The organism is Paenibacillus sp. EB106-06-01-XG199 (assembly GCF_058791575.1).
Genome location: NZ_JBYTDQ010000002.1, coordinates 118,992 through 143,077 on the forward strand (window position 1 = coordinate 118,992; position 24,086 = coordinate 143,077).

Genomic DNA, 24,086 nt, shown 5'->3' on the forward strand with positions numbered 1-24,086 from the left:
GTCCGACATTTAGTATCTAAGTACCAGTACGAAGCACATACCCCGTCCGCTTGCCTCAACGAAAATATCGCCACCCATTTTTTGCAATAGCTGCTTGCAGATAAATAAGCCTAGGCCGTTTCCTTGCTTATCCCCGGCATTCGAGCCGCGCCAGAAGCTTGTGAATATGTAGGGTAGCTCGTTAGCCATTATGGGAACACCTGAATTCTCAATCCGGATAAGCTGGCGGAAATCCTCTTCCTCAAACGTGATCCCTATACGGGTACCATCGCCATATTTAATCGCATTCTCTATAATGTTGTCCAGCACTTCCAGCAATTTATCCGGGTCGCCCAACAGAAGCTTATTCTGATAGCCCCCTATTTCCAGGCGAATCTTCAATAAATCAAGCCGTTCTTTATGGTTATGTACTGCCCTCTGGAGCCAATCACGGATGTAAAACTCAGAGCTCTGAATCTCTACTTCCTGCAGTGATGATACTGAGGTCGTAATAATGCTGGCTATTAAATGTTCAATCTGCTCCGCTTTCTGCCCGATCAACCGGGCGCAATCCCGCTGTTTAGCTTCGCTCTCATACAGTCCATCGCTAAGGGCGCTGGAATACAGTTTGATCGCAGCTACTGGTGTTTTGAGCTCATGCGAAAGCGAAGCAACAAGCGTTTGCCTGTCTTTTTCAAGGCGATGATTGGTTTGTCTCTGGGTATCCAGCGTTTGTCTAAGCAGATCGAGTCCCCAGATGAACTTTCCAAAGAAGCGGCTCTTACTCTCCTTCATTCCAGGATTCAGATGCCCCTTGGCCAGCTCATAGGGCAGTTTCTCGATCTTGTGAAACGGCCGGATAATCTGGGCTCTCACATAGAGGAGCAGACCGGTAACCGCAGCCAATATCAGGAGCAGTATGACAATGAGTACAACATTCCCCCGGATGTAGCTGCTGCCATCTTCATAAGAGAAACGCAGGAATCCGGACAATCTCTCATCAAGATAGATAGGCTTCACAATATATTCTTCACTGTCCTTAACCCCCGATCCGTCAAAAAAACGCTGAATCGCAAGCGGCTCCGCATCCTTGTCCATCCAGCTCATACTGCGGATATAGGAATAGTCCGAAGCGTTGAACATAAGCGGAAACGCTGGCCCTTCCTGCTGACTTGCCTGATGCAAGATACGGTTCACTTCAATCCGGTATGCCTTGCTGTGTTCCGTACGGAGAGGAGACAGCGCATAGCCTGCGAAGGCGGCAATTCCCGCGAGTCCGGACAGAACGACCCATAGAATCAAACGGTTAAACCGCTTCATACTTATAGCCTACCCCCCAAACGGTAATAATCCGTTTCGGCTCTTTGGGTTTCTGCTCAATTTTGTCGCGCAATTTATTGATATGTACGGTCAGGGTCGACGGCTCACTGAAGCTGTCCGCTCCCCATACCTGTTGAAACAGCCAGTCTTTCCGCAAGGCTTTCCCTTTATTGTTCATCAGAAGCACTAGCAATTCGTATTCTTTAGAGGTCATCGGCAGAGGTTGTTCGCCCCTGAAGACTGTCATGGATGTCCGGTTGATCACAATTTCACCATCGGCCAGCAACTGCTTGTCGTCCTTCATATCATAACTGCGGCGCAGGTGCGCTCTTACCTTGGCAATTAATAACTGGACGGTGAAGGGTTTCTCCAGATAATCATCCGCCCCGAGGTCCAGTCCAATAATCTTATTGTCGTCACCATGCCGGGCGCTCATAATCAGGATGGGCAGATTATGCTGCTCTCTGACCATTCTGCATATGGCAAACCCGTCAAGCTCCGGCAGCATTACATCGAGCAGCAGCAGCCTCACCGTATGCCCAGCAAGATAAGCCAGCCCTTCCTCGCCGCTTGCTGTCACTATTACCGAATACCCTTCACCCTGCAAAAAATCCTTAATAATGTCCGCCAGTTCTTTATTATCCTCGATGATCAGAATCTCCGCCACCGGCATCGCCTCCCTGCTGTTCTTCCGCTTGGCCAGCTCAATCGAGAGCGATTTACCAGCCCATGCCCATAAGCCATTCATTCAGCTTGCGTTCCCGTTCTCTTAATCTCTGGTCTTCGGAATAAGAGCCCAGACGAAGCTCCCCCTGTATATTACCATCTACCATGTACAATACTTTATCGGTCTGTGCCGCCACCTTCACATCATGCGTGACGATCATGATTGTGGTTCCCTCCCGGTTGATCCTGCACAGCTCCTCCATCACTTCCTTGGCTGCCTTCGAATTCAAAGCCCCGGTAGGCTCATCGGCGAACAGCATCTTCGGCTCGTTAATCAGCGCCCGGCAGATGCAGGCCCGCTGCAGCTGGCCACCTGATACTTCAGTAATATCATGGCTGGCAGTTTCTATAATGCCCAGTTGCTTCATCAGCTTATCGGCATAAAGATTCACATCACTCCGGCTTCGTGTTTCCTGTCTGTTCTTAAGCGCCTGATAGCCTGATAGAATGATATTATCATAAATAGACAAGTTGCTCAGCATATGCATTTGTTGAAAGATAAATCCCATTTTATGCAGCCTCAGCTCAGCCATTCTCTTCTCGCTCAACTGTGAAAGACTCTGCCCGTCGAATAGAACCTCCCCTGCGGTCAAACGGTCCATCCCGCTCGCTGTATAGAGCAGCGTTGATTTTCCAGAGCCGGACGGGCCCATCACCGAAACAAAATCACCTTCGTGCAGCGTTAAGTCAATATTTCTCAGTACGTTATTCTGTCCTTTGTTCACGATATAGGTTTTGCATAAATTTTTAACTTCCAATACAGCAGCCATATGATTTTCCTCCAGTTATAGATTTCGTATGAATCTGTTATTGTTTATTCCTGGTTCATGTTCCAAACCTGTATTTTCCTAATCTGTCCACAGCTGCTATACACGGCAAGCACCACTACAACCAGAATCAGCAGAGGATATAACCCATAGACCTGCAAGGGCACAATGTTGAAGTTTATTTCAGTCAGCCCAAACATACTAAAGATGAGGCCAATCAGCACTTCACCCAAATGATTAGCCAGCAGAACACCCAGAATAACAGAACCTAACATCAGGATAAGAATGCGCAGCACCTGCCATACACGAATCTCTCCGTTCGTGAACCCAAGGCTTTTCATCAACGCAATTCCTTGCACTTCCTTAGTAATCAGCAGCCTCACAAAGAGACTGGTAATAAAGAATGTAATAAGACACACAACGACAGTAAGCAACGTATTAATATTTTTCAGCTGTCCCATGAAACCGCCCGTAGTTACGCTAAGCAAATCTGAAGCGCTCATGATTTCAAGTCCGCTGAACTGCTGCTTCACCTCATGGATCACCGCTGCTTTTTGATCTTCCGGAAGCTTTATATTACCTGCATACTGATAGGCTGCCACTTGCAAAGGTGTGAAATCATCCGCCAGCCGCACCATATATCCTTCATTTGTAATTGTCTGAAATATGCCGGTAATCAGAAACGTATTTCGGATGCCGTCAATCTCCATCTCTATGTTCTCACCGAGACCCTTCTGGAAGTTCTTGGACATAATACTGGTTATGGCAATTTCATTTTTCAGCTTCGGTGCAACGCCTTTTAGGTACGGACTATCTGTGGATGGCTCCGTTTTAGTTCCGCTGATCCGCCGGTTGCTCAGACCATCATCAGAAATATACTTGGTGTTTATCGTATAATCAGCGCTCAGCGATACGGGAATCCCTTTGTCACGGAAGTCCGCGGTTAGCTGAGCCAGCTCTGATTGAACCTCTGTTACGGGTTTCTCTATGATTTCACTTTTCGTATAAAAGTCTGCTACGGTAGTACCGAAATAACCAATAAACTTTGGCGTTACGATGGTATTCGTGAGGTTAATCGGGATGATGATGATTGCTGTACTTAATATGAAGGTAAGAATCAAGGCAGTGTAGCTCTTCAACCGGTTCAGTACGTCACTGAGGGCAAGGAACATGGCTGTAGGCAAGGCTTTGCTTTTGTGCAGATATATCTTCCGGGAAGCATTGAACCGTTCTCCAGTATGGCCCTGCCGGATCGCATCAATCGGTGACGCCTTATTGATCTTGCGCATGCACATGGAGCAGAACAGAAGTGTTACGGCAACAATAACAACTGCACTAGCTATAGAAACCAGCATTCCGGCGATGCCGCCAGGCACGATGATATATTGCGATATTTTTCGGGACATCAGTTCTGTCAGCGGAAGGCTGATGCAGAACCCTGCAGTACCACCGGCAACAGCCAGCCCTGAATACTTCGCCAGATAAAGTCCCCTGATTCCCGAGCTTTTGAAGCCGATCGCCTTCATCACCCCGATCTCCTTATAATCATCCTGCAAGGTGGAGATAATCGTAAACCGCAAAGTCAAAAAGGCAATGAAGATTAAAAACACACTGATTACAAATAACATGGCGGAAATAATCTGATCTGTCAGAAAAGAGGTTTTCACCAGCGCTTTTTCAATTTCGAAATTTATCGGCAAATCCTCCTTCGAAAAATCCGCTGACAGCATGGCGGAGTTCGTTCCAGGTACAGCTGTAAAGCTCCACTGTCTGGACAATGATTCTCCCGGAAGCACTTTTTGGATATCTGCGAAATCTTCAGCCGCTATCATCATGCGCTTGAGACTTAGCAGATCCGAACCCATAAATGCATCCTTGAAGAACACGGTAACTGTAAAGGTCTTGGTTATGCCCTTTAGCTCAATAGCAACCTTATCCCCCAGTTTTAAACCGGTTGCATTCTGTATACTCATGGGCAAGGCAATTTCCCCTTTCTGCAGGGTAAATCGCTCATCATCAGCTCCGAACACCAGGTTTACCTCAGCGGGTACCTTGGACAGCACCAGACCAATATTCCCGGCTATGCTTTTTCGGCCTTCCGGCATTCTGATTTCCTTGGACAACAGTCCAATCTGCAGATCAGAGTAAGATTTGCTGATGTTCTTGTCGCTTTTGGCCCAAACCTCAATGTCATGATTGTATTCCGGACTGTTGGCCAGCGTAATGTTGAAATCCGCTACCTTGCTGTGTTCGATAAAACTGTTAATCGCCGTTGATGTGGAATACATCAGGCTGCTGCTGCTTGCCACCAGAGTGGAGGCTAAGGTGATAAGCACGAAGAGTACGATATTCATTGCTTTTTTGCGCTTCAGGTCCTTCTTGAGTATGGTTAGAAACACGATTTGAACCCCTTTCTTACAAGCTCTATTGCGATTATAAAGGAGCAGTTATTAAATAATCCTTAAGTGGCTGGGAAAATATTAATTGCAAAACAAGCAACCCCCAACGCCAATAAACCGTATTCGCTTTTTAGCGATACGGCCATTTTTTATTAAGAAGTTTATTTTTGAGAAATACTTCTGTCAGTGATTCAAAGTACGGCTTCGTGAATTCTATGGCATCAGGGGATCTCGTCTAGACAAATTCTTTTTTGGCAAATTCATAAAAGGCAAGTGCATTCTCCCATCCCGGAAAACCGGCCTGCGCCATCTTATCACTGCCCCCGCCTTTACCCTGGAATTCTCCCAGGCTGGCTTTGAAGAAGGCTCCACAGGCATTTTCAGAGCTGCCGCTGTGGGCCAGCACCACCTTGTTCTCCGCAGCCGACAGCAGCAAGACCGGAAGCTCCGTCTGTGCAGTCAGCTTAAGGGCCAGGCTTTGCAAATCCTTGAAAGATCTTTGCTCGAAGATCTCTGAGATCACATGACTGTCCGGTTCCAGGGCTGACAACAGCTCCCGGGCGGTGAAGCTGTCATTCTGGTCCTTCAATGCCGTGAGTTCCAGCTGCAGATCCTTATGCTCCTGCTCCCACTTCTCAATACGGTCAATGATTTCATCCTTGCCCGTATTGTATTTGGCGGACAGTACGCTGAGAATTTGCAGACTCTCATTAAATTCCTCCAGTGCGCGGGTTCCGCATTTGAAAGTAATTCGGATATTGCCCTTCTGCTTCTCTGCTTTCAACAGCTTGATCATACCGATGGCTCCTGTAGAAGAGACATGCGTCCCTCCGCAGGCGTTATATTCTACACCATCGATTTCGACTATCCGGATGTTCTCTATCACTTTGGGCTGCTTCACAAGAGGCAGACGCGCCAATTCTGCTTCATTTACGAAATAGCTTGTAATGCTGTGATTCAGGTATATGTGCCGGTTGACCTCCCGTTCCACAAGCGCCAGCTGAGCGGGAGCCAGCTCCGGCAGTTCAATGTCGATCGAGGCATATTCACTGCCAAGGTGAAAGCTTAATGTCATGGCCTGGCAGAGATCGAGGAATACGGCTGAGAGCAGGTGCTGGCCACTGTGCTGCTGCATATGGTCGAACCGCTTGTCCCAATCAATCCGGCAGCTGAGCTGGTTGTTTGCAGGCAAACGTTCTACCTTGTGCAGTACTTCATCGTCCTCCAGAATAACATCAAGGACTGGAAGTTCATCGATAAACCCCGTATCACAGGGCTGCCCTCCACCGTTAGGATAAAAGGCCGTCTCTTCCAAAATTAAATACAAGCCCTCTTCTTTCTCAACCACACGGCTGATTTTGGTTTGCCATTCCTTTAAAAAGGCAGATTCGTAGTAAAGCTTATTAGTCATAACTGTGTACCACTCCATTTCCGTTTGTATCGAAGAACCGTTCCATTACGATGTATTCTTTGACCGAACTTGCGGTGAAAATCAGCTAAATTTGCGGAATTGCCCCTCTTCTCCGCCATTTCTTCTTGTTAATGCATCGTATCCCAGATTTGCTTGCTGATCAAGATGACCGTCACCGCAATAAATAACGGACGGATATATGCGGCACCCTTGCGGATGGCAATTCTGGACCCGACAATGGCCCCGATCACCATCGGGATTCCCATAATCAGTCCGTAGGAATAACTGACCGACCCTAATGCTACAAAGGTCAATAAGCTTGAAATATTGCTGGCGAAATTGAGCACTTTAGCATTTCCTGCGGCTGTCACGAACTCGAACCCCATCATCAGGAAGGCAAAGATCAGAAAGGAACCGGTTCCCGGACCAAAAAATCCGTCATAGAAACCGATAAGCAGAGCGACTGCAATACCGATTAGACTTGATTTTTTGCTGCTGCCGGCGAATGTGGATACATCTCCCCAAGCTTTTTTGAACAAAGTATAAATTGTGATCACGACCAGCATGACAATAACCAGCGGCTTCAGAAACTCCGAGGGCACCTGCCTGACTGTAAGTGAACCTGCCACTGCACCAATAATGGAAAAAGGAATAAGTACTTTGACCAGTTGAAAATTGATCTTCCCCGAACGCATAAAGGAGGCGGTACTTGTGAAGGAGCACAACGTCCCGGCTAATTTGTTGCTCCCGAGCAGTAAGGGTAATGAGATACCCGCAGATAGCAGTGCCGGAATTGCAATCAGCCCGCCGCCTCCAACTACAGAATCAATCAGTCCGGCCAGAAATCCGCAAATGACCAGAATAGCTATCATACTTATGCTTGCATGCTCCATACTGCGCAAATCCTCCTGCTATGTATTTCAGAGACTGCCCTCCAAACAAACTCCAGCATACACAATTTTGGATGAGTGCACCATAGATTTATTTCCCTGTTTAAGTCTGCTACCTACTGAGACAACCGGCTTATTTTCTTATCTCCGCATCCCTTACCAGAACTCAGATGAACTTCTTCGACCCATCCGTTTCCTTGAAAATACTAAATTTATCGAATAGTGCTCCTTGATGATCGATCGCGCGAATTTCCAATTGTTGCGGTGTTACGGCTACTTGCAGAAAATGCGGCACTGCCAGCGATTGTGATGTGAACCATTCCCGCTTGGGCAGCAGCCATTCTGGCATTGCACCGGCTCCCCCAGCTACGACATATACGATCCCGTCCTTGAAATCCAGCTTGCCGGAGCGCAGCGGATAGCTTCGTTCATACACAATCGTATGGGAACTGAGTACAAGATCCACACTATGCTGCTCCAGCAATGGACAAAGCGCCCGCAGTGCTTCAACCTGATACCCGCCGGACACATAAGGAGAATAGTGAAAGTAGACAATTTTCCATTTGGCAGAAGTATCTTGCAGATCTTGAACCAGAAAGTCATATTGCGCATTTCCTGCCTGAAATTTGCCCGAGCTGTCAGGATAAGTATCATTATTTATGAAATCTGTGCTGTCCAGTGCAATAAAATGAGCGTCTCCATAATCGAAGGAATAATAATTCTTTGGGGCGGCAAAAGCAAAAAAGTCATAATACCATGAGCCTCCGTTCTCATGATTGCCTAAGCAGCTAAAGCTGGGAGTGTCTTGCAGCAGCTCTTTTCCGGGACTAAAAAAATACTGATTCCAATCGGCATAATTTGTTCCATCGTTAACGATATCACCGATAAACAGGCTGAAGTCCGGACGATATCTTTTCATCTGGGCAAAAATGCTGTTGTTGATCTCTCCGCCTGTGATATCAAAACCGCTGTAACCGCCAGTTTCACTGGTTACCGTAAATGAAAAAGGCTCACCCGGCAACATAGCTGTCTTAAAGGGAAATGGCCCTGCTTCTGCCGCCTCCTGCTCATTCTGAGAATACACCTTGTAGAAATAAATCGTTCCAGGCTCCAGTCCGCTGACCGTAAGCATATGGATTTGGGTAAATCCTGAATTTTCAGCGCTGGTAAGGATCTGTTCCGGCTGCTTGTAGTTTCCTTGATAACCGCTATGTATACGTTCTGCCCTCATCACTTCCACTCTGGATGTAGATAGCTTAGAGGTCTCCCACATAAAGGTCATCGACTCTTCGGTCGGCCACTGCAAATAAGGCCCTTTAATCATAGTCAGCATAATTTACTCCTCTCTCATTGCTGGTTCCACCCATGCTCCGAGAACCATACTCCCTGCCTGTATTGGTCCAGCGCCTGACCGGCAACAGGCAGAAGATTAGCTGGCAGGCGGTCTAATGGAAACCAGCGAAGATCATCACATTTGTGGGGTTCAGCGTTGCTTATTTCACCTGACCACTGCTTGGCGATAAAGAAAAAATCAACCCGTTCGTCATGGGAAGTTTTAATATGCATTACTCCTGTCATTTCTAAATCCCCGGGAGCAATTAGAGCGCCGCATTCTTCCTGAACCTCACGAATTGCGGCGGTCATTACCCCTTCACCACGTTCCAGACGTCCCGCCGGGAGCGCGTAATATCCATCATCATGTCCCGTATTAAAGCGCCTGAGGAGCAGCAGCTGCTGGTTTCTAATCATAAAGACATGCACAACACTTAAGAGGCGGAATTCAGACATTCTGAGGTGCACCTTCTCTCTTTAGTTATATTATAGGAACGTACGTTTGTTAAAAGCCATGTGAAAAATATAGCATAAAAAATCCCACTTATCTACTTCATCTATAACTTAGATACGGCTTGCCCGTTGATAAGGGCAGTGTTCTTAGCCTCTAGGTAGTTCTTTAGTTCAACTTTATTTAGAATTAAAAACTCCTTCACAGCAGCAGCCGTGAAGGAGTCTAAGCATTCCATCTATACAAGCGAGTGAGTTATTTAGCAGCTTTGGCTGCGTTCAGAATAGCCGTTAAGTAGCCCTTGGTATCCACCAGCGTAGCCCCGCTGACAGCATCCACCATTTCTTCTTTGCTCTTCTTAGCGAGCGTAGCTTCAAGCGATTTAATCGTCTTGCCGGTCGCAAATTTCTCAACAGCAGCTAAGTTTTTGTCATAAGCAACTGTGGATTTGGCTTCTTCTTTCATATGATCACTGTAATATTTGTTATTGGCCTTCTTGGAGGCCAGAACCATTGCAGGATCTTTATAATTTTGTCCGAAATCGGCATCGGAGTTAGGGACTCCCTTGGCCACCTCTGTGCTAAGGAATTGATAATCATCCAGCGAGGCAGCCACGATTACACCGTTTTGAACAACGGCAACAGCTACTGTGAAGCATTTCGTGCCATGTGCTGCCGCTTCTACCCGGCCTACCTTGAGCGGTGCACTGGCGGCTGAAGATACATCATTCAGCAGGTTGCTGTTGCCTACTCCTACAACTGCCAATGAAATACCGGCTACGAGCAATAACTTTGTTACCTTTTTCACAACCATTCCCCCAGTCATGTTATAAAAACGCTTACAATCTATATTTATCAATTTTTGTCCAGCAAGTCAGTTACAAATGTTACTAATATAATGTAAATAGATGGAATGGTGTGCGTCTTTTACCGAAGCCCGGAAGGCAGTAAGATTATGTATCATGGTCGTAAACTTATACTAAAAATAAGCCGCCTTTGCTATGATGGAGGTATGAATACCAGGAAAGGAGAATATTTTTCATCTATGCAAATTGAAAATCTAATTACAGCAATATCGAGAGAAGCGTTGAGGGGTTGGCTGCAAGTGTATGAGAATTTTATGGCATTTCCAGCTCTTTATCAACGAGTACGGATCGACACGATACAAAGCAATATTAAGCAGCCTGATTTATTTGAGAGTAGATTAGACAAATTTATAATAAACACTAAAGAAAATAAAATGTACGGTCAATGGCATGATAATGGACGCCTTCTGGATTATTAAGATGTGCTAGATCAAATGGTGTATAAATGACAAAAAAAGCGGCAGGATATCTTCTGCCACTTTTCTTGGTGCTACTCAAGTGGAAGGATCACTTATACGTGTTTTGTTCATTTTTCTTATAAGTCGTCCTATCATCCCGGAGCGACTCTTTGCGGTTGTCGAGTTTTTTCTGTTCCCTTTGCTGGGCTTCCTGGCTGTTGACGGGTGCATTCTCCAGTTCTTCCACCGTATTGATCAGGTTTTTATCCGGCGTTGTTTCATGCGGCACATTGTTGCCTCCTTTAAGTTGGATACTTATTAGTGTTCCAGCTTATTTTGGCATTTCCACAGCCAGATTATTCTTTCCAGCATTGAGTCCCTAAAGGCATAATTGCTGTCTCATAAAAAAACGGCCAATGCAGATAAAACATCTGCTGGCCGTCTTCGGATGAAATCAGTGCTGCTATTCTTCGGAATCTACATTATGATATACCTGCTGTACATCATCCAGTTCTTCCAGAGCATCAATCAGCTTCTCAAATTGAGCCTCGGCATCTTCGGCAAGCGCGACATAATTCTGTGGAAGCATGGTTAGTTCTGCCACGGTGAAATCGGTTATACCTGCATTGCGGAACACTTCCTGTACCGCATGGAACTGGTCAGGCGCGGCATAGACAATGACAGCCTCGTCCTCTTCCAGTACATCGCGAACGTCCAGGTCCGCTTCGATCAGCATTTCCATCACTTCATCGGCAGATTTGCCTTCCAGACCGATAACGGCTGTTTGATCGAACATATACGTTACCGAACCACTTACACCCATGTTGCCGCCATTCTTACTGAACGCGGAACGCACCAGGGGAGCTGTACGGTTAACGTTATTCGTGAGCGCATCAATAATGATCATTGAGCCGCTTGGTCCGAAGCCTTCATAACGAAGTTCAACATAATTCTCATCACCGCTGCCTTTAGCTTTTTCCAAAGCACGGTCGATAATGGCTTTCGGCACATTGTACGTTTTGGCTCGTTCCAGAACAACCTTCAACGCCCGGTTTGATTCCGGATCAGGTTCGCCCTTCTTCGCGGCTACATAAATTTCTACCCCAAACTTGGCGTAGACCTTACTTGTATTGGCATCCTTCGATGCTTTCTTTTCTTTAATATTATTCCATTTACGACCCATATAGTTTCCGCTCACTTTCCAACATTAATTATAAACAGTCGACTTCTATTATACCTCTGATCGAACGATCACGTAAAGGGCAGCCCATTTGCTAGAAAAAGTCTAACAAAGCCAGTATTTGTTCCGCTCCCAGCCCTTGAATTAACACGGGAATCCGCGGTCCCTCCTGTTGATTGAGAGTGAATTGATAGAGATTTTAAACAAACGTTTTTGATTGTATTTCATTATTTTTTTGTCCTTATCGTGACAAATTGCGTAAATTTCCGTCATCAGCTCTTGTTCATTCTCCCCTCTGCGGCGCAGCGCTTGAAGGATGGCCGGATTGTAGCGGCTCGACTGATACTACGACTCAATACTGTATGAAGCTCGGATACGTATGTTACGATAGCATTAAGGAGGCTGATGAGATGAAAGAGAGCTGGGAACGGACAGAGCAACCTGTTTCACTGGAGCTTAAGCACATTAAGGAGATTGTCGGGCCTGTATTCTCCGGGAAACGAGTAACTTATGCTGAAGCAATGTCTACTGGATTTCGAAATTCCAACTATAAGATCACTGTGGAGGGAATGGCTGACCCCTTTGTGCTTCGCCTGTACAGAGAGGATGGGAGGATCGCTTACAAAGAACTGGCCATTGCCGGACTTATAAGTCCGACTGTCCCTGTAGCGAATTTCATTCATGTTGATACGAGCTGCACCATTTTTAATCAGCCGTGGGCTGTGCAGGAATGGAAACAAGGAATTCACTTACGTGATGTATTAAAAACCGGAACAGCTGTTGCATCAGCTGCTGCTTCAACCGGCAGAGTTCTAAACGGCATACATAACTACACATTCCCGGAGTTTGGTTTCTTCGGCAAAGACCTGCGGATCTCCGAGCCGTTCAATACTGATGCCGAAGGTTTTCTCGCCTTCGTTGAGGACAGCCTCTTCCATAAACCTTGCGGGAGCTGGCTTGGTAATGAGCTGACACAAGCAGTTTGGTCCTTCTGCCAGTCAAATCTTGCAGCCTTGAAGGAAAGCCGGAGCCATGCCAGCCCCGTCCTCGTCCATTCTGATTTTAACGGATTGAACATTCTGATGCAGCGGGATGCTGCAGACTGCTCAGTGTCAGCTGTACTGGATTGGGAGTTCGCTTTTTCCTGGAACAGATACGTTGATATTGGCAACATCCTGCGTTATGAAGCGGCTGATTCTGTCTTTGAGAAGCATTTTATTGCAGCCTATCAGGAGCACGGTACGGTTCTGGATAAGAACTGGCGGCTTCTCTCCAAGCTGGAGGATCTCATTGCCCTATGTGAACTATTGAATCATTCTTCAAGAGAAACTCCCAACCGGATAAAGGATCTTCAGCAGTTGGTTGCGAACACTGTCCTACTCTTCCGCTGATGTATTTTATCCTGAACAACCTTCCTACAGCATGATTGCGGCACCAATGTAAACAGAAGCAACGCCACAAGTGTTTCTACGATCTTGAAACTGAACGCGGCGATCGGGTTGTAATCTTTGCCACCACCACAACTCCAGGCTTTATAGATCAATTTTCATTTGTTGTCACCACTTCTTTCGAAGCTGCCAGATTCCCGTCTCCTTGCTAACTAACGAATCAGCAATGAGAGACCGCTCCTAATTTCAGGAGCGGTCTCTCAGGGGGTAACTTGTATTCTATTCAGATCCAGACTTCATTAGCGGTTTCAATAACCAGTCGCAGCTTATCCCACTGCTCTTCCTCGGTCAGCATATTGCCTTCCTCCGTGGAAGCAAATCCGCATTGCGGACTCAGACACAGCTGCTCAATATTTACATATTGGGCGGCTTCTTCAATTCGGAGCTTAAGCTGCTCTTTACTCTCAAGGCCTCCATGTTTGGTAGTCACCAACCCCAGTACTACAAATTGTTCACGGATAAACCGTAGCGGGGCGAAATCACCGGATCGTTCATTATCGTATTCAAGGAAAAAGGCATCGACCTCTGCCTGAGCGAACAACACTTCGGCAATCGGCTCATATCCCCCAGCGGCGAACCAGGTGGAGCGGAAGTTGCCCCGGCATACATGCAGGGCAATCGTCATATCCGCCGGACGTAGAGAAATGCTCTCGTTAATCAGCCGCACATAGTCCTGCGCCAGCTGGTCCGGGTCAATTCCCCGGCTGCGCAGATGCGCCCGGTGTTTGCCGCTACATAGAGTTCCCCAAGTCGTATCGTCCAGCTGCAGATAGCGGCAGCCTGCATCATAGAAAGCCTGAATCGCTGCCCGGTACACTGCAATAATATCTGCGTACAGCATTTCACGCTCCGGATAAATTTCATTCCCGTTATAATCCTGCACGAAATGAAACAAGGCAGGCGAAGGAATCGTCATTTTTACCGGCGTATCTCCGGCTAACTGCTGCGTCTTGATAAATTGCCCGATCATAGGATGATCCGTAAAGGCGATTTTACCGGCAATCTTGAAGCTCTCCGCCCGCTGGGCAGTTTCTTTCGAGCTGCCGCCTTGGTTCAGGCTGATTTTCTGTGTGCCGTGGATACCGAAGAAGAAATCAAGATGCCACCAGGAACGCCGGAATTCACCATCTGTGACCGCCTTAAGTCCCAGCACCTTTTGCTGTTCCAGCAGCTTGGAAATCTCTTGGTTCTCTATCTCATAAAGCTGCTCTGCCGTGATTTCACCCTGTTCAAACAGATTACGGCCGGTCTTAATCTCATCTGTTCGCAGGAAGCTGCCGACGATGTCGTAACGAAAGGGAGGAGCATTTCTTTTGGAGCCGATAACTGGACTGATCATACGTCCCTCCTGCTGTTATAGTAAGGATTGATTGAAGTCGAAATATTGTTCAGACACCAGATCATTCAGAATTTCAATGAACCCGGACATGATTTCGCTTGGCTTGCGGTCCTTGTGGGCAATCCAGCCAACCGTGAACACCTCATTGCTGTCAAAAGGAACCGTTACGAGCCCTTCGCCGTTCAGCTCAGAGGCCATAATGCCCGTGCCTATCGTATAGGAGTCACTCCCCAGCAACAAGTGGGTCAACGTGGCCCGGTCGGTCACTTTAACATTTTTCTGAATCTGCGTGAAGCTCAGCATCTCTTCGGAAAAATGCAGCGAATTGTTATCCCCTTGCTCAAAGGTAATATAGGGGAACGGAAGAATCTCGTCCTGTGTAACCCGTTCCTTGGCGGTAAGTGCGTGGCCCGTTCTGACATAAACATGCGGGTTCGTATTAAACAGCGGGGTGAATTTCAGGTTCCCGTCACTGAACAGCTTGTTCATCACTTTATAGTTGCTCTCGTTGATATACAGAATACCGAGATCGCTGCGCAATGTGCGGACATCTTCGATAATTTCATAGGTCTGCGTTTCTCTCAGGCTGAAATTATATTCCGCCACATTGCGCTCGTTCATCAACCTGACAAACGCATCGACGACAAAAGCATAATGCTGGGTCGATACGGAAAAATAAATCGGGCTGCGTTTCTTGCCGGTATACCGGTTCTCCATAAACTCGGTTTGTTCAATGATCTGCCGGGCATAGCCCAGAAATTCCATCCCTTCAGCAGAGATGCTGATCCCTCTGTTGTTTCGTTCAAATATAGTAATTCCCAGTTCGCTCTCCAGTTCCTTAATGGCGTTGGAGAGACTGGGCTGCGACACAAAAAGCCTTTTGGCCGCTTCATTCATCGAGCCGCTGTTGGCAATTTCAATTGCGTAGCGGAGCTGCTGCAATGTCAACCCTGTTCCCCCTCCGGTCCTTAAGCGATAATTCAGCATCACAGAAGATATCGTAGCATAGAACCTTCTAACGTTCCACGTCTGTTCTGTCTTGCGTACCGGCAGTTAATGTGTCCGCTTCTTTCCAGCATCAATTTTGGCAGGGTCCAGGCCTTCCCAGATGTTCGTAATATCCGCCTGCTCCGGGTGTTCAAACACCAGAAAAGCCGTAGGCAAATAACGTTCTCCGTGTTGCGAAGAAGGTTTGTTAACGATCTCGTTGTCCTTAACAAGTACAGTGGATGAACCTCCGTCCAGATTGGCAGCGATCACCGCTCCGTGCTTCAGCATGATTTGCTGCACATCATATAGATTGGCGCCGATGCTGTATCCGGGCTGTCGTCCGTCGATCACCACAAATAGAAGGGCACCGTCATCACGTTGACCCATCGCCGTTCTTGGGGCAATCCCCCAGCCTTCGGCCGCATTCTTAATAAGGCCCTTGCCATTGACGATCAATCTCGGTTGAAAGGACACTGCCTCCTGTACACCAAGATCACTGAGCTCATTCAGCGAATAATTGCCGGCGATCATTTTGCCATGCTTATCGAGGCCGACGATTTGTGTTGATTTTTTTCCGCCCAAGCCATTGTAAAACAATTTCCCTTGCGAAATCACGAGACCTATCGGCTTAAATCCGTTGCCTTTCCAGTTCGGGTCAGCGAAGCCGCCACCGTTCACACCGGCAATCGCTCCGGTTCGTGACACCATACTGGACACTTTCTCGCCCGACCCAATTTTGCCGGGAACACCCAGCCGTACCTTGGTCGGATCATTAACGGTCATGACATAACCGGAATACCCCGTGCCGGACACTTCCTCAATCTCGACCAGAGGTTTCTCTACCTCTACCGGCGGCTGAACAATGGTATGGGTGTCCTTCTCATCTCCCATATGCACAAAGCGTTCATTGTACTCCTTAACCCGGTCTTTCAGTTCTTCTTCACCAATGATATATTTCGCCATATAGCGGTGCTGAGTCGTAATTAGCGTATCTGCGATCAAGTAGCGAAGATTATGCGCGGAAGGCGCAAAATACAGCCAGCTCCCGCCGGCGATTAGTAATAGGATCAAGATTAAAAAAAGTCTGGAGAGTGTGCGTAAAAAGCTTTTTTTCTTGCGCTTGCGGACCGGTTTTTTCTTCTTCTTGCTTACAGCATTGCGCTGTGGTAATGATGATACGCTCACTTCGTAAAGCCTCCCTAATACTTCTATTAATGGTAATAAGCATGAAACCACATATTTTCATCATAGACGATAATGAAAGATTAAAAGTTTCATTTTTTTCAATTATGCTGCTGAAGGTTAGGAAACAGATGTACTATAATGAGGATAATTGTCGTTTGGAGGGGGAGTTTCAATGATTTTTAAAAATTTTGAGATTAGAAAGTTTCGGCTTTCAGATATTGAACAAATTGTTACATTGTTCTACGAGACGGTTCATTCTGTAAATAAAAAGTATTATTCTCAGCTGCAGCTTGATGCCTGGGCAGATAGCGCTGACCGGGAAACCCGGCAGAATGCCTGGAAAGAATCGTTGAGCAGCCACATATCTTATATAGTCCAGTTCAATGACAGCATCATCGGTTTTGCGGATATGTCACCTGAGGGATATCTGGACAGAGTATTTACGCATAAAGACTTTCAGGGACAAGGCATTGCTTCGGAATTGTTAAAAGCACTTGAATCCGAGGCCAGAAGCTTGAGACTGCTCCAGGTAACTGTCGATGCAAGCCTCACGGCAAAGCCTTTTTTCGAACATCACTGCTACAGGTCCGTTCAGATGCAGGCGGTGGAGCGGAAAGGTGTTATCCTGCATAATTTCAAGATGATCAAAGAGTTAGACTAACAAAGTAATATTAAATTTCACATAAAAAAACAATGCCCGTTGACCTTATAGGGTCAATCAGGCATTGGATATGGCCTCTTCCGCCATCATTTCATCCGTGTCTTTCCTTGCGGCTGCCGCTGCTTGAACTGCCGTCTCCGTGATTCGTCAACGCGGAACTTAAATAGCCCGGTTGCCACAAGCTGCTCTGCAACTGATTTGTAGTTCTGCGACGCCGACGATGACTGCGGTTATACCAGCGGCTGCCATAACCGTATAGTGCGATATTTCTGTTCCGCCATACTATCGCAAGGCTAAACAACAGGATAAACACAAGAAACAGACCGCTGACTATTATACCTTTGGATAGAGAACCAGACTGGTTTTCCACCACCATTGCTTTGTCAGCCGGTAATGCAGCCGTACTGGAAACGGCAATAGTCTCTGAACTTGATACTATGGAACTCTGGGGAATATCTGCTCTGGCCAACAAGAATTTGTGCAAAGCATTGACTGTTGCTACCGAACCACCCGCGTAATTTTTTCGGGCAAATTCAGGTTCAAGCACCGTATCCAGAATATTTTGCATCGCCTCATTGGTCAGCATACCGTCGATGTCCTTACCTTGCAGTATATGGTAATTGTCCCCGCCGATGTCCAGCACCAGCATTACATCCTTGGATCCCGCACCAATGGAGGCGAATTTCGAATACGTATATTCCTGCAGGTTTTTGTCTGCGGAATTTTTAACCGTAACCACATAAATGCCGCTTCCGGTCGTTGTCTTGAAACGGTTGCTGGATTGGTTGAGATAAAGCTTGCTGACCTTTTTGAGAACTCCGGCATTATCGGACACATAGGTTTTGGAACCGACCTGCTCCTTCCAGACTCCGCCCAGCTTTTGGATCAGTGACCCGTAAGTTTTGCGTGCCCCGAAGCTGTACTCCTTCCTGGCAAAGTCCGGCGCAAGCGACTGGGAAAGAATTTGCGATAAAACAGCGTCATTAAGCTCGTCCTCCATGCCTCTGCCCCTAACCGCCCAGTACTCGTTATCTTTGATCGAGAAGAGCAGCAGCACACCCTTGTTGTTGTCAGCTGAGCCTACTTCCCAGGCGTTGAACAGCGAGGTTGCATACTCCTCTATCGCAGCTCCATTTGTAGAGTCCACTGTCACCAGCACAACCTGTGAACCGCTCTGCTGATGCAAACGAATTCCATAGTTGACGATGTAATTTTCGGTTTTCACATCAATCACACCAGCGAAATCATTTACGTAAAAAGAGTCCGTGTGCTCAGGCACGGCAGTTTGGGCCAAGCTAAAAGCGGGCAGCAGCATACTCAGCAGCAGTACAATTAAAGCTATAATAAACGTCTTTTGTCTCATCCGAATTTCCATAACCTTCATCTCTCCTTCCATACGAAAATAGTATATTCAAAACATAGCCTGATAGAACAAAAAGAGACTCAGCGTGATGCCGGGTCTCTTACTTTATTTCTATAGTTGCCGTTAGATAGCGCGATTGACTTATGATAGGGTCAGAACAAGGAAGCAGGGATCAGCTTTCGGCCACCCTTAATGAGCGTGGATTCCAGCATTTCTCCTTTATCTCCCCCAAAATACAGCTGCCAGTACACGCCGAAACGGATGCTGACATCATTCTTCACCAGCTCGGGCGGCGTAACGATCAGCCACTGGAATTTGAGTGCTTTGGATATTTCAAATACCGGATCAAGTACGTTGTTCGAAACCATCTCACCAAATGGATTATCGTACAGGAAAACCGTCCAGCCCTTGTTCTCACGGTTGACCCGCTTATGGGTCATGATCATCATAGCAACCAGCAGCTGCACAGACTGGCGTTGCCCGCCGCTGCCAACAGCCTCATCCAGTGCTCCGCGGTTAATAACTTCCCAGTCGGAGTAGTGGTACTCTTCGGGAGCCGCATACAGGAAATAGTTCTCGGTCACCGGCTTGTAGACCTGAAGCACCGGGAAACGGTTCTGCATCGCGGCATATACGATCTTTCCGTCATTGATCATCTCTTTGACAGCGGCTGCCGGCACCTGCTCAATCTTGGCATATTTCTCCAACAGCCCGCTAATGCAGCGGTTGAAATAATCACTGACCAGCGGCTCGATATCATCGCTCGTCTTCGGCACCGTAATGTTCTTGTAATTCAGGCGGACCAATGGAAAAGCATGGCCATTCTCATTAAGAATGATCATCCGGCGTTCCATACGCTTCAGGATATCGACAATCTGCACGACACGTTTGGCGGCGCGGCCAACCCACAGCTTGCGGGACAGCTCCATCCCTTCCTTGTCGCTGCGGATGCTCTCAATCTGATCGCGCGAGCTTTGGAGCATGGAATCAAGCACCTGACGGGCTATCGAGAAGTCATCCCAATGTACGGTGTTGAGCCGTTCCTGGATTTTGGTCTCCAGCTCAGCATTCCAGCCGCTTTTCGCCAATTTGCTGTTTAAAGACGTCTTCTCTTCCTTCACCTTACGGGAGATTTCCGACCGCTCGCTGCGGCTTTCCTTGCTGCGCAGCAGCCAGTCAGATACCAGCGGCTCACAATTATCTTTTACCTGCTGCTGCAGTTCTTCAGGAACATCCCGCAGTTGGACCCGACCCTCAACATGGGTATCCATGATTTTGCTTTGGCTTACCAATGTTTGAATCCATTGATCCATAACGCTCAAGGCTTGTTTGCAGCTGTTCAGCAGCTGTTCATTCTCCCGGAAACGCCTGCTGATTTCTTCTTCCTTTTGATCCAGCGGATCATGCCATATTTCTACAGCACGTTCATGTTTTTCCTTAATCGCTTTTTCGGATTTCCGGAGATCCTTCTGCAGATTCTCAAGAATGGTCTGGGCGCGGATAAACGAATCGTGGACAAGCTGGTAGTCCTCATCCAGATATACGGTCTCGTTCTTCTGTCTCGCTCTGGCCGTCAAAATCACCTCGGCTGTATCCGTTGGAAGAGGAGCATTCCGCCAATCCTGATCCACCTGGACCACTGCAGCTTCGATCTCCGCCAGCTGTTCACCGGCCCGTTTGATATTCCCCGCTCTCGTACGGATCTCCAGTTCATTCTGGGTTAAGGACTGCTGGAGGCTTTCCACCGTGCTGAGCAGCTGCATTAGCGTATCTTGAGCAGCAGGATCAAGTATGGGCTCTTCTTCCAGAGCAGGAGCAGCCGGATATTCGCCGGGGAAGGCAATTTCGGGAAACCAGTTCTGCAGCCTTGGAAAAAGCGCATAGCGGGTATCTCCAATCCACTTCTCCCGCTCCTGCGCGGTACTGCCCAGCTCGGCCTTTACCTGAACCAGCCCCTGATCCTTGCTGGCGATTTCTTTGCTCAATTCTTTTTTGCGTTCTACCGCTTTTTGCTTATCCTTATAATCCTGTTCCTGCTTCTTTGTCCGTTCATCCCACTGGCGCAGCGCCTGTGCTCTTTCTTCATGCTCGGTCCGATCGGCTTCAGATTGTACCAGCTCTCTCTGAATAACCGCAAGGCTGTCTTCATTCCTGCTGATCTCCGTGTTTAAATCTCCGAGCTTTAGATTCAGCTCATTCTGCAGTAATTCAAGTGTATTCAGTTTGGCTTTCAGGGCCAAGGTATGTTCACTCTGGAACAAGCGCTCGAATTCCTGCCGCGCCGATTTCAGCTTGGACAGATAGGCTTCCGCATCCTTAAGCTCCTCCTCCTGTTGCTTAAGACTGGAGGATATTCCGCGTTTCCATTCCTGGAAATGATCCGGCTGCAGAACCATCTGCGGGCCTTGATTGGCTAGCAGCAGGAAAGGACCGGATGCGGCTTCCGCCATCTCTTCCCGGATGAAAACCGGCACCGCTGACTTGAGCAGGACTTCTTTCAGCGTATCCGGCTGGAGCTTGGCAGCTTCGCGCTGCGTCACAATAATTCCGTAAGGAAGAAGCGGATGCCGTTCCATTTCCTCTTCACGGCTCAGGTAAGGCAGGTCATTCAGGTAGGAGCTGCCGATCATGGAACTGATTTTGAGTGAATCCAGTGTGTCCTTCACTCTCAGGATATCCGCATTCGGCAGCCAGAAGGACTCCTGCTGCAGCTCTACATCGATCAGCTGGTTGTAATAATCCCTTCTCAGCCGTTTCGCCTGCTGCTCAGCTTCATCCAGCCTGCGGATGAACCGCTCCTGAATGGCCGGTTTTGCTTCAAATAGCGGCGTAACTCCCAGTTGGTGATGCTCTTCATACATTTCCAGCAGCACGACCAGCTGTGACCAGAGCTGAGACTCCCTGTTCATCTGTGACTCCAGCAGATTCTGAAGCTCTTCGCTTTGGCTCTGCCCGGCATTCAGCTTCACCTTCAGCTCAGTCTGCGTTTGGTGCAGATTGAGCTTACGCTCTTCAGCAGTTTTGCGCTGCTCGTTAAAGCCGCTGATATTGTCTGCGATAGTCTTAGCTGCTATTAACGTGCGCTGCAGCGCAGCTCCTGGCGCCCCGGCTGCTTCATGCCCATGGCGTGAGGCAAAAACGCCCAATTCCTCGGTGTATTGGCGGATAGCCCCTGTAAGTTCATTGATCCGGTTATCCAGACCGCCCAGTTCCAGCAGCAAGCTTTCTCTTTCTTTGCGTAAGCCATTTTCTTCAGCTGTCAGAGAATGCTGGCGGGTTACGAACGACGAGAGCTGTCCCTGCCAGAGCTGAAAAACTTTGTCCCACTGCAGCCGCAGCTCCTCCTTCGCTCCCTGAATAACCTCTTGGCGTTCCTTCATTTCCAGCGAGCCTTCGATAGCTTCAATTTCCTTCTGCCATTGCTCGATCTGGCGGAGCTGCGCGCTGCGTTTGGCCAGATAATAAGCTACTTCAAGCTTTTTCTCTTTCAGCTTCGACTCATCCAGCCGCAACTTGGCCCGTGTCTGGTTGTCTGAAATCCTCGTGAATTCATCCTGCTTAAGATCCTGTTCTTCTTTGCTGCGCAGATATTTCAGATTATCGCCCTCAAAACGCAGCTGGCGCGCCTCCTGGTGATGCTGAACCAATGCATCGGCAGTTTTGCTGCGTTCCGCCTCTGCGTTCTTAAGCTCCTCGTGAATGACCGTGGACATCTGCCGGCCCAGCAGTTCAGTCTCTCTGAAGCTCCGCTCGGCTTCCGTTCCCTGTTCGACCAGCTCATACAGCGGTGCAGCCAGCGTAGTGAATTCGGCAAAAGCCTTTTCCCTCTGCTCCAGCATCGGAAGTCTCTGGGCAATGGTTGCGGTATCGATAAACATCCGCTGAAGCGACCCATCCTCTTCTTTGACACCCTCGTTCAGACTGGAGCCAATCTCCGGAATAATCAGCTTCTCGAACAGATTGTGGTTGGTAAAGGCCTCATTTTTTTGAAAATAGCCCTTGATCCCGCCCTCTTCACCATTGATCCGTTTCATGTTACGCCATTCACCGATATGAATATCGCGTTCAGCAAGGAAGCTGTAGTACTTCTTCAGATCGGAGCTGTGGCTGCCGAAGGCAACAATTTCATTCCGCCGTTCCCGTACAAATTGCTGAATCGTCTCAAAACTTACAGGACCGCCTTCCGCATGATCATACAGCGGCAGCGTTGAAAGGGTCAGCTCAGCCTGCTCTTCATAATCCATCAGCGCGTAGAGCAGATAGTCAACCTTAATCTCCAGCTGATCTATCGAGCTGTGGGCAGTCATGGCAATTCCGGTCGTCATATATTCGTTACGCTCACTGTTGTCCAGCCGCCACTCAATCGCTACGTGGAAGGTATAGGGCTTGAGCTGTTTTTTATGATTATGGAAAAAAGCCTCGACCTGGTTCTCGTTGTCTTTCCCCCAAGCCGCCTTAGGCAGGAGCAGTTGGAAGATGGACTGCAGCAGCACTCCTTTCCCGCCGCCGTTCATTAGGGTAATCAGGGTATTGGCCGGGCCTTCCTCATTGCAAAGATCAAGAATCATATCATCATACTTCTTAAGCATCTTCTCGTATTTCAGTCCGGCGATACGGATTCGTTCAATGCGCGGCATAACCTTCCCCCTCCTTCTCCGTCAAGGTCCGGCCGATCAGAGCTTTCAATTCCTTGTAACGGTCTACATCGTGGTACAGATACCGCATTCTTTCATATAACTCTTCCCGGGGGAAAATCCGCTTCTCGTTCTCGGAAATAAACACCAGATGTTCCTCCTCCAGCAGCTTCATCCCTTCATGAATCAGTCCAATCCGTGAACCGGAGCCTCTCGACAGAGAATCGCCTTCCTCCTGGCTTTTGGTCTGCATATAAAGGCTTGCCCATACTTTATGCATTGCCTGAATATCCAGACGCCACTGCTTGCTGAAGCTGCCTTCCTCATCCAGCTCGATCCATGCTTGTAGAAGCGAGGACACCTGATCGGAGATTTGGATATAGGACATGCTGTCCTGACCGGGCTTAAAGTGCTGCTCATCCTGATCCATTTCGGCCAGAAAAACCAGGATAATGACGTTGATAATATGTAAATGGGTTTTACGTTCAATCCGTGAGTATTTATTCCGCAGCTGTGTGAAGTTAGACGCAAACCCCGATCCCAGCGGATTGACCAGCAGGTGAAGGCGGTGACCGGAATTCATAATCCGGCAGCCTCCCTCTTTGGCCATATACTGCAAGGCGTCATAGGCCCCCGTATCCTGCAGGCATTCCACTGCGGCCGGATCATCCAGGGATATGACTTTCCGCCGAAGCAGATCAAAAAACAGCCGCGAAGCCTGCTGCAATTGTTCCAATGAATAGCTCAT

20 protein-coding genes are annotated in these 24,086 nt (G+C 47.9%); 3 read left to right on the forward strand and 17 right to left on the reverse strand.

Annotated features, from left to right (window positions below; all coding sequences use genetic code 11):
- Window positions 1-9: 9 nt before the first annotated feature.
- From AC3WT9_RS06320 to AC3WT9_RS06360, 9 genes are all read right to left on the reverse strand, one after another.
- A complete protein-coding gene (locus AC3WT9_RS06320) occupies window positions 10-1,299 on the reverse strand; it encodes a sensor histidine kinase (protein WP_341092986.1) in 1,290 nt (429 codons plus the stop codon).
- Window positions 1,286-2,047, reverse strand: coding sequence for a response regulator transcription factor (locus AC3WT9_RS06325; RefSeq protein WP_492407507.1), 762 nt, complete (start codon window positions 2,045-2,047; stop codon window positions 1,286-1,288). The genes AC3WT9_RS06320 and AC3WT9_RS06325 overlap by 14 nt, the downstream gene beginning before the upstream one ends.
- The gene (locus AC3WT9_RS06330; RefSeq protein ID WP_341092983.1) at window positions 2,019-2,795 is read right to left on the reverse strand and encodes an ABC transporter ATP-binding protein; all 777 of its coding nucleotides are present in this window, start codon (window positions 2,793-2,795) and stop codon (window positions 2,019-2,021) included. Before AC3WT9_RS06330 ends, AC3WT9_RS06325 begins: the two co-directional genes overlap by 29 nt.
- A gap of 44 nt (window positions 2,796-2,839) precedes the next feature.
- Window positions 2,840-5,191, reverse strand: coding sequence for an ABC transporter permease (locus AC3WT9_RS06335; protein WP_341092981.1), 2,352 nt, complete (start codon window positions 5,189-5,191; stop codon window positions 2,840-2,842).
- A gap of 235 nt (window positions 5,192-5,426) precedes the next feature.
- Window positions 5,427-6,602 (reverse strand): alanyl-tRNA editing protein, encoded by a 1,176-nt coding sequence (locus AC3WT9_RS06340; protein ID WP_492407508.1) that lies wholly within the window; start codon window positions 6,600-6,602, stop codon window positions 5,427-5,429.
- A 128-nt stretch (window positions 6,603-6,730) separates the two neighbouring features.
- The gene (locus AC3WT9_RS06345) at window positions 6,731-7,495 is read right to left on the reverse strand and encodes a TSUP family transporter (RefSeq protein ID WP_492407509.1); all 765 of its coding nucleotides are present in this window, start codon (window positions 7,493-7,495) and stop codon (window positions 6,731-6,733) included.
- Window positions 7,496-7,658: 163 nt separating this feature from the next.
- Window positions 7,659-8,825: a purple acid phosphatase family protein gene (locus AC3WT9_RS06350; RefSeq protein WP_492407510.1), complete on the reverse strand. Its 1,167-nt coding sequence runs from the start codon at window positions 8,823-8,825 to the stop codon at window positions 7,659-7,661.
- Window positions 8,826-8,839: 14 nt separating this feature from the next.
- On the reverse strand, window positions 8,840-9,280 hold the full coding sequence (locus AC3WT9_RS06355) for an NUDIX hydrolase (protein ID WP_492407511.1): 441 nt from the start codon (window positions 9,278-9,280) through the stop codon (window positions 8,840-8,842).
- A gap of 250 nt (window positions 9,281-9,530) precedes the next feature.
- Complete coding sequence (locus tag AC3WT9_RS06360) at window positions 9,531-10,082, reverse strand: FMN-binding protein (RefSeq protein ID WP_341092971.1); 552 nt, start codon at window positions 10,080-10,082, stop codon at window positions 9,531-9,533.
- A gap of 237 nt (window positions 10,083-10,319) precedes the next feature.
- Between AC3WT9_RS06360 and AC3WT9_RS06365 the strand changes: the two genes are divergently transcribed.
- On the forward strand, window positions 10,320-10,559 hold the full coding sequence (locus AC3WT9_RS06365; RefSeq protein WP_445745032.1) for a YdeI/OmpD-associated family protein: 240 nt from the start codon (window positions 10,320-10,322) through the stop codon (window positions 10,557-10,559).
- Window positions 10,560-10,647: 88 nt separating this feature from the next.
- Here the strand turns inward: AC3WT9_RS06365 and AC3WT9_RS06370 are convergent, their stop codons facing one another.
- Both AC3WT9_RS06370 and AC3WT9_RS06375 read right to left on the reverse strand, forming a co-directional pair.
- Window positions 10,648-10,827 carry a hypothetical protein gene (locus tag AC3WT9_RS06370; RefSeq protein WP_038591548.1) on the reverse strand — a complete coding sequence of 60 codons (180 nt, stop codon included), beginning with the start codon at window positions 10,825-10,827 and terminating at the stop codon, window positions 10,648-10,650.
- 174 nt (window positions 10,828-11,001) lie between these two features.
- Window positions 11,002-11,721, reverse strand: coding sequence for a YebC/PmpR family DNA-binding transcriptional regulator (locus AC3WT9_RS06375; protein WP_038591545.1), 720 nt, complete (start codon window positions 11,719-11,721; stop codon window positions 11,002-11,004).
- 407 nt (window positions 11,722-12,128) lie between these two features.
- On the opposite strand from AC3WT9_RS06375, the gene AC3WT9_RS06380 reads away from it, so the two are divergent.
- Window positions 12,129-13,109, forward strand: coding sequence for a phosphotransferase family protein (locus AC3WT9_RS06380; RefSeq protein ID WP_341378509.1), 981 nt, complete (start codon window positions 12,129-12,131; stop codon window positions 13,107-13,109).
- A gap of 280 nt (window positions 13,110-13,389) precedes the next feature.
- Here the strand turns inward: AC3WT9_RS06380 and AC3WT9_RS06385 are convergent, their stop codons facing one another.
- The 3 genes from AC3WT9_RS06385 to AC3WT9_RS06395 form a co-directional block, all read right to left on the reverse strand.
- A complete protein-coding gene (locus AC3WT9_RS06385) occupies window positions 13,390-14,505 on the reverse strand; it encodes a 5-methyltetrahydropteroyltriglutamate--homocysteine S-methyltransferase (protein WP_341378508.1) in 1,116 nt (371 codons plus the stop codon).
- A 15-nt stretch (window positions 14,506-14,520) separates the two neighbouring features.
- A complete protein-coding gene (locus AC3WT9_RS06390; protein ID WP_341092967.1) occupies window positions 14,521-15,453 on the reverse strand; it encodes a LysR family transcriptional regulator in 933 nt (310 codons plus the stop codon).
- A 105-nt stretch (window positions 15,454-15,558) separates the two neighbouring features.
- On the reverse strand, window positions 15,559-16,680 hold the full coding sequence (locus tag AC3WT9_RS06395; RefSeq protein WP_341092965.1) for a phosphodiester glycosidase family protein: 1,122 nt from the start codon (window positions 16,678-16,680) through the stop codon (window positions 15,559-15,561).
- A gap of 172 nt (window positions 16,681-16,852) precedes the next feature.
- Between AC3WT9_RS06395 and AC3WT9_RS06400 the strand changes: the two genes are divergently transcribed.
- The gene (locus AC3WT9_RS06400) at window positions 16,853-17,341 is read left to right on the forward strand and encodes a GNAT family N-acetyltransferase (RefSeq protein WP_341378507.1); all 489 of its coding nucleotides are present in this window, start codon (window positions 16,853-16,855) and stop codon (window positions 17,339-17,341) included.
- Between the two features lie 91 nt (window positions 17,342-17,432).
- On the opposite strand, the gene AC3WT9_RS06405 is transcribed toward AC3WT9_RS06400, so the two are convergent.
- From AC3WT9_RS06405 to AC3WT9_RS06415, 3 genes are all read right to left on the reverse strand, one after another.
- Window positions 17,433-18,716, reverse strand: coding sequence for a TPM domain-containing protein (locus tag AC3WT9_RS06405; protein ID WP_341378506.1), 1,284 nt, complete (start codon window positions 18,714-18,716; stop codon window positions 17,433-17,435).
- Window positions 18,717-18,856: 140 nt separating this feature from the next.
- Entirely contained in the window at window positions 18,857-23,341 is a 4,485-nt protein-coding gene (locus AC3WT9_RS06410; RefSeq protein ID WP_492407512.1) for a coiled-coil domain-containing protein, read from the reverse strand.
- Complete coding sequence (locus tag AC3WT9_RS06415) at window positions 23,328-24,086, reverse strand: DUF6063 family protein (protein ID WP_038591513.1); 759 nt, start codon at window positions 24,084-24,086, stop codon at window positions 23,328-23,330. The genes AC3WT9_RS06410 and AC3WT9_RS06415 overlap by 14 nt, the downstream gene beginning before the upstream one ends.

Excerpts from the sequence above, each read along its gene's own strand:
- AC3WT9_RS06405 (WP_341378506.1), bottom strand. The coding sequence starts at position 18,716 with ATGGAAATTCGGATGAGACAAAAGACGTTTATTATAGCTTTAATTGTA.
- AC3WT9_RS06415 (WP_038591513.1), bottom strand. The coding sequence starts at position 24,086 with ATGAGCTATTCATTGGAACAATTGCAGCAGGCTTCGCGGCTGTTTTTT.
- AC3WT9_RS06400 (WP_341378507.1), top strand. The coding sequence starts at position 16,853 with ATGATTTTTAAAAATTTTGAGATTAGAAAGTTTCGGCTTTCAGATATT.
- AC3WT9_RS06350 (WP_492407510.1), bottom strand. The coding sequence starts at position 8,825 with ATGCTGACTATGATTAAAGGGCCTTATTTGCAGTGGCCGACCGAAGAG.
- AC3WT9_RS06385 (WP_341378508.1), bottom strand. The coding sequence starts at position 14,505 with ATGATCAGTCCAGTTATCGGCTCCAAAAGAAATGCTCCTCCCTTTCGT.
- AC3WT9_RS06320 (WP_341092986.1), bottom strand. The coding sequence starts at position 1,299 with ATGAAGCGGTTTAACCGTTTGATTCTATGGGTCGTTCTGTCCGGACTC.
- AC3WT9_RS06380 (WP_341378509.1), top strand. The coding sequence starts at position 12,129 with ATGAAAGAGAGCTGGGAACGGACAGAGCAACCTGTTTCACTGGAGCTT.
- AC3WT9_RS06340 (WP_492407508.1), bottom strand. The coding sequence starts at position 6,602 with ATGACTAATAAGCTTTACTACGAATCTGCCTTTTTAAAGGAATGGCAA.
- AC3WT9_RS06325 (WP_492407507.1), bottom strand. The coding sequence starts at position 2,047 with ATGAATGGCTTATGGGCATGGGCTGGTAAATCGCTCTCGATTGAGCTG.
- AC3WT9_RS06365 (WP_445745032.1), top strand. The coding sequence starts at position 10,320 with ATGCAAATTGAAAATCTAATTACAGCAATATCGAGAGAAGCGTTGAGG.
- AC3WT9_RS06345 (WP_492407509.1), bottom strand. The coding sequence starts at position 7,495 with ATGGAGCATGCAAGCATAAGTATGATAGCTATTCTGGTCATTTGCGGA.
- AC3WT9_RS06375 (WP_038591545.1), bottom strand. The coding sequence starts at position 11,721 with ATGGGTCGTAAATGGAATAATATTAAAGAAAAGAAAGCATCGAAGGAT.
- AC3WT9_RS06355 (WP_492407511.1), bottom strand. The coding sequence starts at position 9,280 with ATGTCTGAATTCCGCCTCTTAAGTGTTGTGCATGTCTTTATGATTAGA.
- AC3WT9_RS06330 (WP_341092983.1), bottom strand. The coding sequence starts at position 2,795 with ATGGCTGCTGTATTGGAAGTTAAAAATTTATGCAAAACCTATATCGTG.
- AC3WT9_RS06410 (WP_492407512.1), bottom strand. The coding sequence starts at position 23,341 with ATGCCGCGCATTGAACGAATCCGTATCGCCGGACTGAAATACGAGAAG.